Raw genomic sequence first — 14,849 nt, forward strand, 5'->3', positions numbered from 1 at the left:
ATGCTAATAAAGCCCCGTTGTCGCCATTGTTTTGGCGGGAACAGGGCTTCTTGTTTATTTCACGCGCGCCAGCGCCAATCCATCGTAAGCAGGCAAAATCGTACTTTCCAGCCGCGGATCGGTTGCGATTCGCCGATTGAAGGTGCGCATCGCTTCGACGGACGCTTTGGTCTGTTTCGGATCGACTACTTTGCCGCGCATGAGCGTATTGTCGCCGGCAATGATCGCCCCTGGATTCGCGAGCGAAATGGCGAGTTCCAAATAATTCGGATAGTTCACCTTGTCCGCATCAATGAAGAAAAAGTCAAAGCGCTCTCCTTGTGCGAGCAGCTCCTGCAAATGCGTCAGCGCTTCGCCGATGCGGTACTCGACTTTTCCGCCCAAACCGGCCTCAGCCACATTGTACTTCGCCACGTCGGCGAAATCCTGCTTGAGTTCAAGCGAAACGAGCTTGCCATCCTCCCCTAAGCCGCGAGCCAGACATATGCCGCTGTAGCCGCCCAGAGCGCCGATTTCGAGCACCCGCTTCGCGCCGATCATACGCACCATCATCGTCAACAGTCTGCCGTACCCCGGCGCTATCGAAATCTCCGGCATGTTGTTGGCGCGAATCGTCTCCTCTACGCGGGCTAATGTCGCATCCGCTTCGTAAAGTCCTTCCATATAGCTTTCAGGTGTTATCGTTTCCATCGTGTATCTCCTCCAAAATGGCTTGTCCAGCCGCGATAGCTGCAACTCTCGTTTGATGTGGCAACCTTTTTGTCCTATACTTGTTAATTGTATGAGTTTTCTGCGCGTTGCACAACCAGGATGGAAGGAAAGTAAAAATGTCCACACTTATTGAATTGCTTGCTACCTGCCCGATGGGACTCGAAGCCGTCGTCGCCCGCGAAGTTCGGGACCTCGGCTATACGGATGTTACGGTTGAAAACGGGCGTGTTCGCTTCTGGGGCGACGAGCTGGCGATCTGCCGGGCGAACCTGTGGCTGCGGACGGCGGACCGTGTGCTTATCTTAATGGGCCAATTTAAAGCCACGACGTTTGACGACTTGTTTGAAGGCACCAAAGCGCTCGCTTGGCCGGACTGGATTCCGAACGACGGCGAGTTTCCCGTGCAAGGGCGCTCCCATAAGTCTCAACTGTCCAGCGTCCCCGCCTGCCAAGGGATTGTGAAGAAGGCCATTGTTGAAAAAATGAAGAGCAAATACGGCACGGAATGGTTTCCCGAGCATGGCGCGCGCTACGTGATCGAGGTTGCGCTGCTGAACGACATCGCGACGCTGACGCTCGATACGACGGGGCCGAGCCTGCATAAGCGAGGCTACCGCAAGCTCGTCACCGAAGCGCCGCTGAAGGAGACGATGGCGGCTGCGATGATTCTCCTCAGCCGCTGGACTGTCGATCGTCCGCTCTATGACCCGTTCTGCGGGTCCGGGACGATCCCGATTGAAGCCGCGATGATCGGCTGGAACATCGCGCCAGGTCTGCGCCGCAGCTTCCCAAGCGAGGCGTGGGGCCGTATCCCTCGCCGCCTGTGGGACAAGGCGCGGGATGAAGCCTTCGACGTTGTGAAGGACAACGTCCCCCTGCACATCGCCGGCAGCGATATCGATCCTGCGGCGATTGAAGTGGCGGAGGCAGCCGCCAAATCCGCGGGCCTCGCCAAACAGTTCCCGCTGCGCGTGGAACCGATTGAGAAAGCTCGCCCGCGCGGCGACTATGGTTGCCTGATCACGAACCCGCCGTACGGCGAACGGCTGGGCGAAGCCCGCGATGCCGAGCTGGCGCTGCGCCAGCTCGGGGCGCTCACGACGCCAATGCCGTCGTGGAGCCTGTTTATTTTGAGCCCGGAGACGAAGCTCGAGCAGTACTTGAACCGCCAAGCGGATAAGAAGCGGAAGCTGTATAATGGGCGGATTGAGTGCAATTTATTTCAGTACCTTGGCCCATTTCCTCCGCGGAGGTAACGGCTTTCACTAAAAACAGCAGCAGCTACGACTGAAACGAGAGTCATAGCTGCTGCTGTTTTCTTTCCATTCACTCTAATGCTTGAGCAAAAGTTGTTATGCTACAGTCACGATGATGGGCCGGGACTTTGTAATGATTATCGTATGCTCGTGCTGTGCCGCATAGCCGTTGTTAGGCACACGTAGCGTCCACCCATCCGCTTGTTCGACGACATATTCTGCCCCAGTAGATAGAAATGGCTCAATTGTAAGGACCAACCCCTCTGTTAATACACGTGTATCGTACTTGTTATAAACAGGGAGTATCTCTTCGGGTGTCTCATGCAGCGCTTTCCCAATACCATGACTGCACAAATTCCCAATAACTTGGTAGCCGCCTTTCGCAGCTTCGATTTCAATGATCCTTCCGATTTCGTTCAATTTAACCCCATGTTTGAGTGAAGAGATGACTTTCATCATCGTCTTGTGCGTGTACTCACATAAACGCAGCAAGGATGGATTGTAGGGAGGTATCAGAAAAGAATGCCCCGCATCCGCATAATAGCCTCCCAATTCTGCCGAAACATCGATGTTGATTAAATCGCCAGGTTGAATGATTCGGTTTCCCGGTATTCCGTGCGCTACGTCATGGTTAATACTAATACAGGTGTTGCCAGGAAAATTGTAAGTTAATTTAGGTGCCGATACAGCACCATGCTTTTTCAGAAACTTGCCTCCGATATCATCGAGTTCCTTTGTTGAAATGCCAACACGTGTGTGACGTTTCATTTCATTAATCGTCATTGCAACGACTTTGCCAATTTTCTTCAGACCCTCGATATCGTTGTGGGATCCAATCGTCATAAAAGCCCCCCCTTTTTTTCCCGCATATCCTTAGTTTACTCATCTGAAGAAGAAAATTCCACTAGGCCGCACATCCACGGCGGCAGTTTTCGTATATTATCGAATTTCACCTCTGATCGCTTCTATGTTGCGAAGTGTAATCAGCTTTTTCTCTATTTGAATGTATTCGTCGTCGAGCAGCTCCTGCAGGACTTTAGTAACGGACTCGCGCACGGTACCTATCATGTTGGCGATTTGCTGATGGGTCAGTTTGACATTGATGAGAAGTCCGTCCTGTGTCGGGATGCCGTGCTGCTCGGACAGCCGGAGGAATGTCTTAATCATGCGGGAACGAACGCCGAGGAACGTCAGATCATAGATTTGCTCGTTCGCCTGACGAAGACGATCCATCGTGGTTTCCAGCAGCTTGAACAACAGTTTTGGGCTTTTCTCTAGATATTGGCTGAAGACGGAATGCTTCAATACATAAAACGTACAGGGCTCAAGCGTCTCAGCCGTTGCCGAACGGGTCTGGACCTTGCCGATCAGGGACATTTCACCAAAAAAGTCGCCGTCGCGGAACAATGCGAGGATGATTTCTTTGTATTCGTCCAACCGGTATATTTTGACCACACCAGACTTGATCAGAAAAAATTCGCCGCCCTCATCGCCCTCGAGAAATAAAATGCTGCCTTTCTTGACCCGTTTCTCGGTAAATAATGGAGCGAGCCCTTGCAAGTCTTCCTCGTTGAGCTGTTGAAATAAGGGGACATTTTGGAGTAATGAAATGATGGTTTTCATCGTTTTTCAACTCATTTCGGTCATAATTAAACGACCAGCTGTTCGCCCACTTCCTCGATCATCACATTCAGAGCGCGCGATAGATCGACTTCGTGGGGGTCTTTGAGCTCGATGCCGGATGCGGTTCTAAGTATGCGGACGACAGGCCGCTGCATACTATGGGTGTTTAAGCGTGAGACGATTCCGGATTCTCCTGTGCTGAGGGAAACACTCAGGCCTAGTGGATAAATCGCGACGTTATTCCGAAACAGCTTGACCATTTCTATATCGTACAGTTTTCCTGCGTTGGCGTAAAGAATTTCTAGCGCATGATGCGGTGGAATGGCATTGCGGTAATTGCGGGTATGAACCATCGCGTCGTAAGAATCGAGGATACCGATCAATCTTGCATAGGGATGAATTTGATTCCCTTTCAAATTGAACGGGTACCCGCTGCCGTCGAGGCGCTCATGATGCTGCAGCGCGCATTGAGCGGATAGAAGAGGGATACCAACTTCATCTTTCAACATTTGAAACCCATAGAGCGCATGTTTTTGAATTTCCATGTATTCGTTCGGCGTTAGCCCGGCTTTCTTCTGCAATAGCTGCAGCGGCAGTTGTACACTTCCCACATCATGGAGGAGAGCGCCAAGCCCGATCGACATCAGATCGTCGTTGGTGTAGGTGCCTTGCATAATCGCAAGCTTTGTGGCATAGATGCACACATTCATCGCATTTTGGCAGAAGTGCTGCTCCATGTTCGATGCCGGCATCAAGTTCAATGTTGTCAGCATGACGGCATCTTTTTTACGATACTGAAGGTCTTCGATGACGCGGGACATCGTCTCGAGAAACAACTTGCCGAACGGGACAAAACTATCATTCCCAAACTTAACGGTCGGACTGAATCTCTCGAACACCTTCCCAAGCGAGTTTCGCAGCTGCACCCTTGTTTCTTCCTGGATTGGATCTTCGATGTGAATGTCGTCAGTTCGCGGATCTTCAATATATAAATAGTCTATACCGAGCTGACTAAGCTTCTTCAGCATACTGGAGGTAAGCTCGACCCGGAATCCGACCAGCACTTGCCCCTCATCATTAAAAATTGCTTTTCCCAGTCTATTGCCGGGCTGACACATTATCGTTGGAATAATTCGCATTGGTATAACGACCTGCCTTTTCTATCAACTTGCACATCGTAAAAATAAGTCTAAAGCCTCTGTTTGTCTGGCATTGAACTAATTATTTTATGCTTCGTCGATTATTATGGCATACCTTAGTCGCTAATTTCTGTGAAACAAGTAACAGTTAGCAGTTAATTTTAAATAAAGGTTAGATTAAAAGATACTAAAGTCCTGGAAATGATGAATCACTCATTACAACAAGCGGCAGCCAAGACTTCGATAATCCTAGTCTTAACTGCCGCTGTTTTTATTTGAGTCCCTCACAATTCGGGCGCCCGCCGAACGTGAGTCGCCTGCTCGAAGCTATACGCCAGGCTGATTAATGTCGGTTCGCTCCAAGCCCTCCCGGAAAAAACAACCCCGAATGGCCCCCGTGTGGAGTCCCCATCCGCATCAAGAACACCTTGTTCCGAATAACCGGCAGGCACCGTAATGAGCGGATATCCTAATCGCGCAGCGATATACATGCCGTCAATATCACCGGGCAGCATGAGCGCATCTAGTCGATGAAAATTCAGCGCGTAGTCAATCCCTTGCGTCATCGCAAGATGGTTGTACTCCTGTCGTTTGCGCAGATAATCCGCTTCGTTTAATGCATTTTGTTCCGAGCGGATTAAATTCGCTTGACCATACTTTAAAGCCGACGCCGCATGCTGCTCATTGTAGGCGATCAGCTCTTGAAGCGAGTGAACAGGAACGTCAGGATGCAGCTTAGAAAGATACTGATTTATGCCCGTTTTAAATTCATAGCAAATCACATCATTGTTCCACGGTAGTTGTTCCACGTAAAGATCCACAGGATCAATTACGGTCGCGCCTTGCGCTCGCAGAACAACAATCGCATTTTCCATGATGGTGAGGCGCTCTGGATCCAACTGCCGGTAATAATACCGAGGAATGCCGATCCGGGCTTGCTTCAGGAAATCAGGGTCAAGATAGGATGTATAGTCATGAGAAGTGTGCTGCGGGCTTCCCGCTGTTGCCTTATCGTTATCATCTGTCCCCGCGATGGCCCCCAGAAGAATCGCAGCATCTGCAACGCTTCTCGCCAGCGGCCCCGGCGTATCCTGACTAACCGAGATCGGGATAATCCCGCTGCGGCTTGCAAGCCCTGCCGTGGGCTTAATCCCGACGAGCTCATGCTGACAGGCCGGGCCGATAATCGATCCCGCAGTCTCTGTCCCGATCGCCGCTGCCGCGAAGCCGGCTGCCGCCGCTGCAGCAGATCCTGAACTTGACCCGCTGACAAAGAACTCGCCAGGCCCATACGGATTCAAGACCTGGCCCCCTCGGGAACTATACCCCGCCGGCATGTGATCCCCCATGAAATTCGACCATTCCGTCATATTCGTTTTGCCGAGCAGAACCGCGCCAGCGGCGCGGAGTTTGGCCACGATGAAAGCGTCCGCGCCAGCAATGGACTCTGCCAAAGCTAGTGAACCCGCGCTCGTATGCATGCGGTCGTGCGTATCAATATTATCCTTGAGCAGGATTGGAATGCCGTGCAGCGGCCCGCGAATGCCTGTGTTATGCCGTTCGTGATCAAGCTTCCTTGCGATTTCAAGGGCATCGGGATTGATCTCTAAAACCGCGTTAAGCAGCGGGTTATACTTGCGAATGCGTTCGAGATAGGCGTGAACAAGATCCTCGGACGTGCATACTCCCCTTGTCATCGCCTTTTGCATAGTATGTATATCAGCTTCGTGAATCCAATCGTTCAAGTTCGTTCTCATGTTCGGTAGAATCCCTCCGGTAACGTTCTTTTTCAAATATCCGTTACCATGGTAGCATGTCGGAATGTCCAGAATATAGGGAAAGTTTCGTTTAAAATGAGAACTATTTCTCTAATTAATTTGGACGCGTTTCCGCCGAAAATGCCTGTTCTTCATCCACCGTTCGGACGCTTAATAGTTGACCGCTCTTATTGGCTAGCACGATCTTGAATTTCTTACCATCGGATGCTTTGAAAAACCGAAACCATATCTTCTGTCCATTTTTTAAAGGGACCACAACAGCTTGCTCTGTTGCTCCTGTTTCAACGCTAGAAATGTCAACCCGTACTGCCTCAGCATGCTGAACGGCTTCCGAATTCTGAATGAGCCCGAACAACAAAGGAAAAGGCGTTCCCTTCGTACTAAATCATCATCTTCTTCATCTTCGATTCCCTCCGCGACTTCGCAGAACTTTTCTGCTTCTCAGCAGCACGAGCAATAGAACGATATGAAAAAGCAGGAAAAGGTTAACCCCCATGTAAATATAGGTCAATTTCGTTCTTGCCAGCCATCGGTCGACGATGTAGCCAGAAACGGCATACTTGTGAACATAAGCCTCCAACTCTGCATCATCATTAAACTTCGAACGGTTGAGCAGTGGAAATTCGATCGCGTCGCTGATCGCCAGCGGCGGATAATATTCTACCCAAGCTTGATGCATCCAACGGTCGGTTTTGTACCGGAAGTCACCTTCCAAAGCTCCGTAACTCCATCGAAAATAGGCCAGCACATTCATCAGGATGATGCACACGCAAAGCGTGTATAATATCAGCTTCTTTTTATTCAACATCGTTCACCTTCTTCGTTTTTGGCATCCCCCGTCTCTTTAACATTCATCAGAGATCACCTAAACTGGTATTTTTAGAAATCATAACCCATTTCCCCAATGAATTCATCCAAAAAATTACATTCGCAAATGAAGATAAACCGTTCCGCCGTCCTTTAAGGACGGTAGTGTTTGCGAATAGCCCGGAGTCGCTTCAGTGCGTCAGCGGCTTGCTCAGCATCCTGACGCGAACCAAGAAAGCACGGTTCGTGCAGCAAGCCTGCAAATCTGCAGGAATTCGCCTCCTTCCTCCCTGTTCAATGAAAATGCCTGCAAAAAAGCAGGCGTTTGCGGAAAAAATCCTCTATTTGAGCAGTTTCGGCCAAAAAAACTGCTTTATCGCAGGTTTTTTGCTGAAAACGCCATCTTCGCAAAAAATACCTGCCGTTTCGCAGGAATCAGCCTATCCTGATCTCTACCTCTCCTACATTCCCATAAAACATAAAAAAGCGCCCCTCCCCGGGACGCTTTCCTTATTTCCATATCCAGTACCCAATGAGCGCCCATAGCGGGAGCGAGATCAGCACACTCCACAAACAGCCTTTGGCAAACGCCTGCTTGGGCTCATTCTCCGCACGCTCGTACCGGTCATCCGGCATATTCGACCAGCTCCAGCGGCAGTCCATCCGGATCTGCGAAGAACGTATACCGGTCGCCGGTGACGGGATCGATGCGAACAGGCTCGACCGAGATGCCTTTGCTTTCCAACTCGCGGACACTTTCGTCCATGTTATCGACGGCAAACGCAAGATGGCGCAGGCCGCGGGCTTCCGGTTGGTTCACACGCTTCGGCGGATCCGGGAACGAGAACAGTTCGATCTGATACGTATCTCCTATCGCCAAGTCGAGCTTATAGGAGTCCCGCTCCGCCCGATATGTCTCGCTCACTACCTCAAGCCCAAGTATATCCACGTAGAAATGCTTGGAACGCGCGTAATCGGAACAAATAACGGCGACATGATGGATGCGATTCAGCTTCATCCGCGCACCTCCTCACTTCATACAAAAGCCGCAATCCGGCGCAATCCCGTCCTGCGGCTTCTTTCTTCTATTTTAGCCTGCTTGCTGCATCGTTTCAACGATATTCTTCAGAACCTCTTCCGCGCGCTCGTAGTCGACCTGGCACGTTCCCGCTGCCTCATGGCCGCCTCCGCCGTGTTTCAGCATCAGATCGCCGATATTCGTCTTCGCGGTCCGATTGACGATACTGTGTCCACAAGCGAACACACAATTCATCTTATTCCGCCCATCTACAATCCAGATCGATGTGTTTTGCTCCGGATACAGCGCATACACCATGAAACGGTTACCCGGATAAATCGTTTCCACGTCGCGCAGGTCCGTAATAATGACGTTGCCTTCCGTCCGCGTATACGTCTGCAGCATATCCCGATACAGGCTGTCCAGTTCAAAATACCGCTTCACCCGCTCCTGCACATCCGGCAGCTGCATGATCTCGTCCACCGACTTCGTCGCGCAGTGGGCTACAAGCTCCTCCATCAGCTGATAGTTGCTGATCCGGTAATCGCGGTAACGCCCGAGGCCTGTGCGGGCATCCATAATGAAGGAGAGCAAATCCCAGCCGCTCGGGTTCAAAATATCGTCCCGAGAGAATTGCGCAGAATCCGCCTTGTCCACGCCAGCCATAATATCGTCAATGTCGCCGAACGTTTCGCGGCCGCCGTAGTAATCATACACGACCCGCGCAGCGCTCGGCGCGATCCGCGTCTCGCCTTTAAATGCGACGGCCTCGCCCATCCGCTTAAGTTCGCTGGAATGATGGTCGAACCAAAGCCCGCAGCCCGGCACGTACGGCACGTTCGCCAAAATGTCGTTCTCATTCACTTCAATCAAGCCATCCTGCATATCCTTGGGATGTACAAACTTCATTTCGTCGACCATGTTCAGCTTCTTGAACAGCATTGCGCAAACCAGCCCGTCAAAATCGGAACGTGTAATTAATCTCATGCTCCTGCATCCCCTTGTTTAGTCCTTTCGAACTATATTTTCATGTGACCCATTATAACAGGTTGGGTCGAATGGTGACAACGAGAAAAAAAGAACAGCCCGCCTTAAACCGGCCGGACTGCTCTCATTTTGGAGGACATGCATTGGTACAGCTTCGTTAAAAATCCTTCGATCTGCGACATCGGAGGCATTTTCACCGACAGCTTGACTTCGCCTTTCCAGTAGAAAATCAGGATGCTGTTCGTTCTCCCGTGGAACATTTCAATATCCCAACACGCTTCTTTGAGCGAGTATTCGTCCCGGTCGATCATAAGTTTCGGTCCGTCCGTTGACGGTACCAACCGGGCCACATGGTTCCCGCAGAGGGAAGTAACTTTTTGTTCTTCTTGCAATGTACCTTTCGCTTCCATGAAGCTGTAGCCTCCCATTCCTTCATCTCGTGTCCGCTTATAAACCGAAAAACCCCACCGTAATGAACCGATTGGAGGGCTCTGCATGTGGTTATCCAATCGTTCGGCGGCTGGCTGGCTGTTCTCCCTAGGCAGGAGAATGAAGCCCCTGTAGCTTTGCGTCGCTGGCTTTCGCCAGTTTTGCCTTTGTCGCGACTTTCATGTGAATCAAGCAAAAAAATAACAAAAAATTAATGCTGTTTTCATCTACATTTAAGGATAAGGGATGTGGATTTGAAATCGAATAGTTCACTGGAACTATTTTTTACTTATTCTATCATAAAAACTCTAATTTCGACGCCATTTTTGTTTTTCTTTGTCGTTTCGTGCCCTGATAGTAGAAAAAGCTGCCGCTTAATGTCAGGATCGTCATGATGAGGAACAAACTCTTTCCTCCGTACGCCACGAGCAGAAAGCCGCCGAGCCATGGCCCCATAAAATGACCGAGGTTGTTCAGCGTTTGGGCCCCGTAGTACGTGCCGCGCATATGCTCAGGCGCTAATTTGTCAATGAGCATATTGCCAGCCGGATAGTTCAGGATTTCTCCGAATGTAAACACGATCATGGAGAGCCCGAGCCAAATCAAGCTGTGCGAGAAAGCAAAGCCGACGTCTCCAAGCGCAAACATAATATTGCCGACCACGACCGCGGTAAGCGGCGAATATTTCTCCGCCCATCTGCCCAGCGGAATTTGCAGCGCAATCACTGCGATCGCGTTAACGCTCATCAGTACAGCGAACATTTGAACACCATTAGCAAAGTCTCTTTCCAAGTACTGCGACAACGTCACCATGACCTGCGAGTAGCCGATTGCCCCGATAATCCCGCCGACAATATAGTAGCGGAACGTCACATCTTTGCGAATGACCCCCAAAGCGGAGCTGAAAGTCACCGGCGCTTTCTTTTCGCCTTCAATTTGCTTGATGCCAAATTTGATCAACAGCATATACAGCGTAACCGCATAAACGAAATACGTGATACCGGTTAAAAGGAAAGGAAGCGAACCGTTCATCGTCGCAAAAAACGCGCCTAGCAGCGGACCGACCGCAACGCCGACATTAATCGCCATATAGCGGAGAGAGAACACTTGGCGCCTTTTCTCCGGCTCCGTCAAATCCGCCATAAGCGCCTGCGAAACGGGCTCGTAAAACGAGCGGCACAGACCGTTCAACATATTTAGCAGCATGAACAGCACAGGATTCGTCACCAAGCCGAAGCCCAGAAAGACGACCGCCCAGCCGAATAGCGCCGCCAGCATGATAATCCTCCGACCGAAGCGATCGGACAACGTGCCGCCAATAAAGCCGCCGAGTGTGCCTGCGAGCGAGCCCATCCCGATAACAACGCCGATCATGCCGACGCTCATCGTCGAGTGCTTGCCTAGATAGATGGCCAGAAAAGGCAAGCTCATGGAAGAAGCAGCCCGCGCCATGACCGTACCGAGGATCAAAGTATGTACAATGGGATGATAAGATTTTAAAAAAAGCCGTATACGATCCATTACGCTGACTCCTCTCGCTGCATAAATTACCTTCGGTCAATTAATGAACGCCGAAGTCCAATTATACACGAAAATGCGCAGAACGTGTCCTATTTTTTATGGCAGCCGATTTCAAGAAATGTTCCCTTTTGCGAATGGAAATGTCTGGTGTATTGCATTATGATGGCCATAGGAGGTGTTGGCATGAAAATCGCCATTACAGGAGGCAGCGGTTTTATTGGCGGCCGGCTTATCGCTTATTTGCAGGAACAAGGCCATGAAGTTTGGAACATTTCCCGATCAGCTGCAGCAGTCCGCCCAGGTGTACAGACGGTGACTTGGGACGAGCTGGCACGCTCGGCTGCAGCTCTCGCAGGCGTAGACGCCATCGTCAATCTCGCCGGAGAGTCGATTAACCAGCGTTGGACGTCTAGCGCCAAGGAGCGTATCTTGCAGTCGCGTCTGCAAGCGGCGGCGCAGATTGCCTCGCTCGTCGAGCGCTTGGACCCGAAGCCGAAGGTCGTCGTGAACGCCTCCGGCATGTCCATTTACGGCACGTCGGAGACGGCTTCTTTTGACGAGAGCAGTCCGCACCAAGACACGGATTTCCTATCGCATGTCGTCCAGGCCTGGGAAGACGCCGCGGACCACATTCAAGGCACACGGGTCGTCAAGGTGCGTGTCGGACTTGTGCTGGATCGAACCGAAGGCGCCCTTCCCAAAATGCTGCTTCCCTACAAGCTTGGCGTCGGCGGGCCTATCGGCAGCGGCAGACAATGGATGTCCTGGATCCATATTACGGATATGGTTCGTTTAATTGTCCATTGTATCGAAGATGCAACGATCGCGGGGCCCGTTAACGCCACCGCACCGGAACCTGTGACGAACCGCGATTTCAGCCGTGCCTTGGCCAAAGCGCTGCACAGACCGAATGCCTTCCCGCTGCCCGCGTTTGTGATGAAGCTTGCGTTCGGTGAGCTATCCGTCCTTCTCCTGGAAGGCCAACGCGTGTTCCCCAAAGTGCTGCTTGATCATGGCTTCCGTTTCACTTATACGACCATTGACACCGCGTTCGCCGCTATTTTTAAAAAATAACTTCCTTTTTTGATGATGATTGTGTACAATTAAATTGCGAGAAATCATTGAAAAGGATGTGTATTTATGAGTATCCACCAATTTAAAGTGACAACGATTCGCGGAGAAGAGAAATCGCTCGCCGATTACGATAATCAAGTGCTGCTCATTGTAAATACCGCCACCAAGTGCGGGTTCGCTCCACAGTTCAAGGGCTTGCAGGAGCTGCATGACGGCTATCAGGCGCAGGGATTCTCCGTGCTTGGCTTCCCTTGCAACCAGTTCAAGGAGCAGGAACCGGGCAACGATGCTCAGGTCGAGCAGGCTTGCCAGCTGAATTTTGGCGTTAATTTCCCCCTGTTTTCCAAAATCGACGTAAACGGACCGGACGCGCATCCGCTCTACAAATATTTGAAGCAGCAAGCTTCCGGCCTCTTCGGCTCCGGGATCAAATGGAACTTCACGAAGTTTCTCGTGGATGGCGAGGGCCGTGTGATCAAGCGCTTCTCGCCGACAACGCCGCCGCGAAAAATCGAAGCGCACATTCGTAAATTGCTGGCGAAGAACCCTGCTCACGCCAAATAAAAAAAGCTGTCCCTGCAGTAACCAACGTTACCTGGGACAGCTTTTTTATTTTTTCACATATTTCTTCGCTTTCTCAATCGCTTCGTCTTCCGTTGCGCCGGTCACGTAGCGGCCGTTAATAAAAATAAATGCATATCTCTGGCAAGGCCCGCAGTACGATTTACAGCCAACTTTGACTTCCGTCTCCGGGGCAATAGCCGCCAGCTTGGACAGCGTCGTTTTCACCTTGGTGTGCTTACACTTATCGCAAATCCGTATGTCATTGCGCATTAGTGATCCCCGTGATTCCCCTTGCTTGGGTTCGTGATCATGAAGCCTTCTTCCGGCATGTAGAAATAGTCGATGCGGATACCGTCCAGCAGCGGCTCGCCTGAATCCAGCAAAACGTCGATCCCTTTATCCGTGCTCACGACAACGTCATTATCCGTTTTATCGTCAAGCCCCAGACCATAATGCGCATGATCGCCGTGTTTGTGCGTCACTTGCACACGAACCAGCAGGCCTTTGTTTTCTTCTTTGTCGAGCTCCAATTGAAGTACTTTCGCTGCGTTACGAGAAATTTTGACATTCATATGTACACATCTCCTGAAACGATAAATTTTATTTTCTATTGTAAATAATCCGAGGAACGAAATCAACTCTTGTCGATCTATGGGATTGCATTGCTAAATCAAGGATCAAACTATAAAATACATAGTAGTACGACAAACTCAAATTAAGTTCAGATTGGTAACTTACTTACCTTCGCGTAAGTACCCACCTCTCGAATAGAAAGGAAGCGATTTCCTTGTCAACCCTTGAAAATGAGAAAGTAGCGCCGCTGAGCAATTATGTGCCCAAAATTCCGAAAGAAATCGAATGCTCCATTGAACGCACACTCGAAGTCATTGGCGGCAAATGGGCTTTCTTGGTATTGCGCGAGCTGTTCTGCGGCACGAGACGATTCGGTGAGTTGCAGCGGCAAATTGCCGGCATATCGCCCAAGTCACTGACTGACATTCTCCGCCACTTGGAAGAGCATGGGGTATTGGAGCGTACAGCCTTCCCAACCGTGCCTGTAACGGTCGAATATACGTTGACACCAAAGGGCCAGGATTTGCATCAAATTATTAAAGAGATGAAGCTATGGTCCGCCAAATGGACATAATGAGCTTTTGAGGACTTATCTACAAGGAGTTGGACTGCATGATTACGATTAAAACGAAAGAACAAATTGCAGCGATGGGAAAAGCCGGCCAAATTCTGGCGGATTGTCATAAAGAAATCGCGAAAATGATCCGTCCCGGCATCACATCCTGGGAAATCGATCAGTTCGTCGAAGGCTTCCTGGCAAAGCACGGCGCGACGCCAGAGCAGAAAGGCTACCATGGCTACCCGTACGCGACGTGCGCTTCGGTCAATGATGTCATCTGCCACGGCTTTCCGAAAAAAGAACCGTTGAACGACGGCGACATCGTCACCATCGACATGGTCGTGCGCATCGACGGCTGGCTGGCGGATTCCGCCTGGTCTTACGCGGTAGGCAACATCTCGCCGGTGGCGGAGAAGCTGCTGCGCGTGACGAAGGAATCACTTTACAAAGGCATCGAGATGGCCGTTGTGGGCAACCGAATCGGCGACGTCTCTCACGCCATCCAAGTGTACGCGGAGTCCCAAGGATTCTCCGTCGTCCGCGATTTTATCGGGCATGGTATCGGCTCGGAGATGCACGAAGAGCCGCAGGTGCCGCACTACGGCCCTGCCGGCAAAGGCCCTCGCCTCAAGGAAGGCATGGTGTTCACCATCGAACCGATGCTGAATGTCGGCAAATACCATGCCAAAGTAGATGCGGACGGCTGGACAGCCCGCACGGTCGACGGCTCCTTGTCGGCGCAATATGAACACACGATTGCCATTACAAGCAATGGTCCGGTCATTTTAACTGAACAATCCTAAATGGAGG

General features: G+C 50.9%; 19 protein-coding genes and 1 riboswitch. Of the genes, 6 read left to right on the forward strand and 13 right to left on the reverse strand.

Annotated elements, in window-relative coordinates; genetic code table 11:
• Positions 1-54: 54 nt before the first annotated feature.
• A complete protein-coding gene (locus tag ABE504_RS23500) occupies positions 55-690 on the reverse strand; it encodes an O-methyltransferase (protein WP_430093375.1) in 636 nt (211 codons plus the stop codon).
• Positions 691-827: 137 nt separating this feature from the next.
• Here ABE504_RS23500 and ABE504_RS23505 point away from each other — a divergent pair, with 137 nt between their 5' ends.
• A complete protein-coding gene (locus ABE504_RS23505; RefSeq protein ID WP_430093378.1) occupies positions 828-1,967 on the forward strand; it encodes a THUMP domain-containing class I SAM-dependent RNA methyltransferase in 1,140 nt (379 codons plus the stop codon).
• 96 nt (positions 1,968-2,063) lie between these two features.
• Here the strand turns inward: ABE504_RS23505 and map (ABE504_RS23510) are convergent, their stop codons facing one another.
• The 5 genes from map (ABE504_RS23510) to ABE504_RS23530 form a co-directional block, all read right to left on the reverse strand.
• Entirely contained in the window at positions 2,064-2,810 is a 747-nt protein-coding gene (gene map / locus ABE504_RS23510) for a type I methionyl aminopeptidase (RefSeq protein ID WP_430093380.1), read from the reverse strand.
• A gap of 96 nt (positions 2,811-2,906) precedes the next feature.
• Entirely contained in the window at positions 2,907-3,590 is a 684-nt protein-coding gene (locus ABE504_RS23515; RefSeq protein WP_430093383.1) for a Crp/Fnr family transcriptional regulator, read from the reverse strand.
• Positions 3,591-3,616: 26 nt separating this feature from the next.
• Positions 3,617-4,729 (reverse strand): HD-GYP domain-containing protein, encoded by a 1,113-nt coding sequence (locus tag ABE504_RS23520; RefSeq protein WP_430093386.1) that lies wholly within the window; start codon positions 4,727-4,729, stop codon positions 3,617-3,619.
• Positions 4,730-5,013: 284 nt separating this feature from the next.
• A complete protein-coding gene (locus tag ABE504_RS23525) occupies positions 5,014-6,486 on the reverse strand; it encodes an amidase family protein (protein WP_430093389.1) in 1,473 nt (490 codons plus the stop codon).
• Between the two features lie 418 nt (positions 6,487-6,904).
• Positions 6,905-7,315 carry a hypothetical protein gene (locus ABE504_RS23530; protein WP_430093392.1) on the reverse strand — a complete coding sequence of 137 codons (411 nt, stop codon included), beginning with the start codon at positions 7,313-7,315 and terminating at the stop codon, positions 6,905-6,907.
• 193 nt (positions 7,316-7,508) lie between these two features.
• Here ABE504_RS23530 and ABE504_RS23535 point away from each other — a divergent pair, with 193 nt between their 5' ends.
• Entirely contained in the window at positions 7,509-7,763 is a 255-nt protein-coding gene (locus ABE504_RS23535; RefSeq protein ID WP_430093395.1) for a hypothetical protein, read from the forward strand.
• A 61-nt stretch (positions 7,764-7,824) separates the two neighbouring features.
• Here the strand turns inward: ABE504_RS23535 and ABE504_RS23540 are convergent, their stop codons facing one another.
• From ABE504_RS23540 to ABE504_RS23560, 5 genes are all read right to left on the reverse strand, one after another.
• Entirely contained in the window at positions 7,825-7,950 is a 126-nt protein-coding gene (locus ABE504_RS23540) for a hypothetical protein (RefSeq protein WP_430093398.1), read from the reverse strand.
• Positions 7,940-8,332 carry an SMU1112c/YaeR family gloxylase I-like metalloprotein gene (gene gloA2, locus ABE504_RS23545; protein WP_430093400.1) on the reverse strand — a complete coding sequence of 131 codons (393 nt, stop codon included), beginning with the start codon at positions 8,330-8,332 and terminating at the stop codon, positions 7,940-7,942. Before gloA2 ends, ABE504_RS23540 begins: the two co-directional genes overlap by 11 nt.
• 72 nt (positions 8,333-8,404) lie before the next feature.
• The gene (locus ABE504_RS23550) at positions 8,405-9,319 is read right to left on the reverse strand and encodes an exopolyphosphatase (protein ID WP_430093403.1); all 915 of its coding nucleotides are present in this window, start codon (positions 9,317-9,319) and stop codon (positions 8,405-8,407) included.
• A gap of 104 nt (positions 9,320-9,423) precedes the next feature.
• The gene (locus tag ABE504_RS23555) at positions 9,424-9,729 is read right to left on the reverse strand and encodes a hypothetical protein (protein WP_430093406.1); all 306 of its coding nucleotides are present in this window, start codon (positions 9,727-9,729) and stop codon (positions 9,424-9,426) included.
• Between the two features lie 102 nt (positions 9,730-9,831).
• A riboswitch (cyclic di-GMP riboswitch) is annotated at positions 9,832-9,924 on the reverse strand.
• Between the two features lie 121 nt (positions 9,925-10,045).
• A complete protein-coding gene (locus ABE504_RS23560; protein ID WP_430093408.1) occupies positions 10,046-11,269 on the reverse strand; it encodes an MDR family MFS transporter in 1,224 nt (407 codons plus the stop codon).
• Positions 11,270-11,452: 183 nt separating this feature from the next.
• On the opposite strand from ABE504_RS23560, the gene ABE504_RS23565 reads away from it, so the two are divergent.
• Both ABE504_RS23565 and ABE504_RS23570 read left to right on the forward strand, forming a co-directional pair.
• Positions 11,453-12,343, forward strand: coding sequence for a TIGR01777 family oxidoreductase (locus ABE504_RS23565; RefSeq protein WP_430093411.1), 891 nt, complete (start codon positions 11,453-11,455; stop codon positions 12,341-12,343).
• Positions 12,344-12,409: 66 nt separating this feature from the next.
• Positions 12,410-12,907: a glutathione peroxidase gene (locus ABE504_RS23570; RefSeq protein ID WP_430093414.1), complete on the forward strand. Its 498-nt coding sequence runs from the start codon at positions 12,410-12,412 to the stop codon at positions 12,905-12,907.
• A gap of 45 nt (positions 12,908-12,952) precedes the next feature.
• On the opposite strand, the gene ABE504_RS23575 is transcribed toward ABE504_RS23570, so the two are convergent.
• Complete coding sequence (locus ABE504_RS23575; RefSeq protein ID WP_430093417.1) at positions 12,953-13,177, reverse strand: DUF1450 domain-containing protein; 225 nt, start codon at positions 13,175-13,177, stop codon at positions 12,953-12,955.
• Positions 13,177-13,479 carry an iron-sulfur cluster assembly accessory protein gene (locus tag ABE504_RS23580; RefSeq protein ID WP_430093420.1) on the reverse strand — a complete coding sequence of 101 codons (303 nt, stop codon included), beginning with the start codon at positions 13,477-13,479 and terminating at the stop codon, positions 13,177-13,179. Before ABE504_RS23580 ends, ABE504_RS23575 begins: the two co-directional genes overlap by 1 nt.
• A 215-nt stretch (positions 13,480-13,694) precedes the next feature.
• Between ABE504_RS23580 and ABE504_RS23585 the strand changes: the two genes are divergently transcribed.
• Both ABE504_RS23585 and map (ABE504_RS23590) read left to right on the forward strand, forming a co-directional pair.
• Positions 13,695-14,054, forward strand: a complete 360-nt coding sequence (locus tag ABE504_RS23585) for a winged helix-turn-helix transcriptional regulator (protein ID WP_241242808.1) — start codon at positions 13,695-13,697, stop codon at positions 14,052-14,054.
• A 38-nt stretch (positions 14,055-14,092) separates the two neighbouring features.
• Positions 14,093-14,842, forward strand: a complete 750-nt coding sequence (gene map, locus ABE504_RS23590) for a type I methionyl aminopeptidase (RefSeq protein ID WP_430093422.1) — start codon at positions 14,093-14,095, stop codon at positions 14,840-14,842.
• Positions 14,843-14,849 lie beyond the last annotated feature (7 nt).

The organism is Paenibacillus oryzisoli (assembly GCF_050467285.1).
Taxonomy (GTDB): domain Bacteria; phylum Bacillota; class Bacilli; order Paenibacillales; family NBRC-103111; genus Paenibacillus_E; species Paenibacillus_E oryzisoli_A.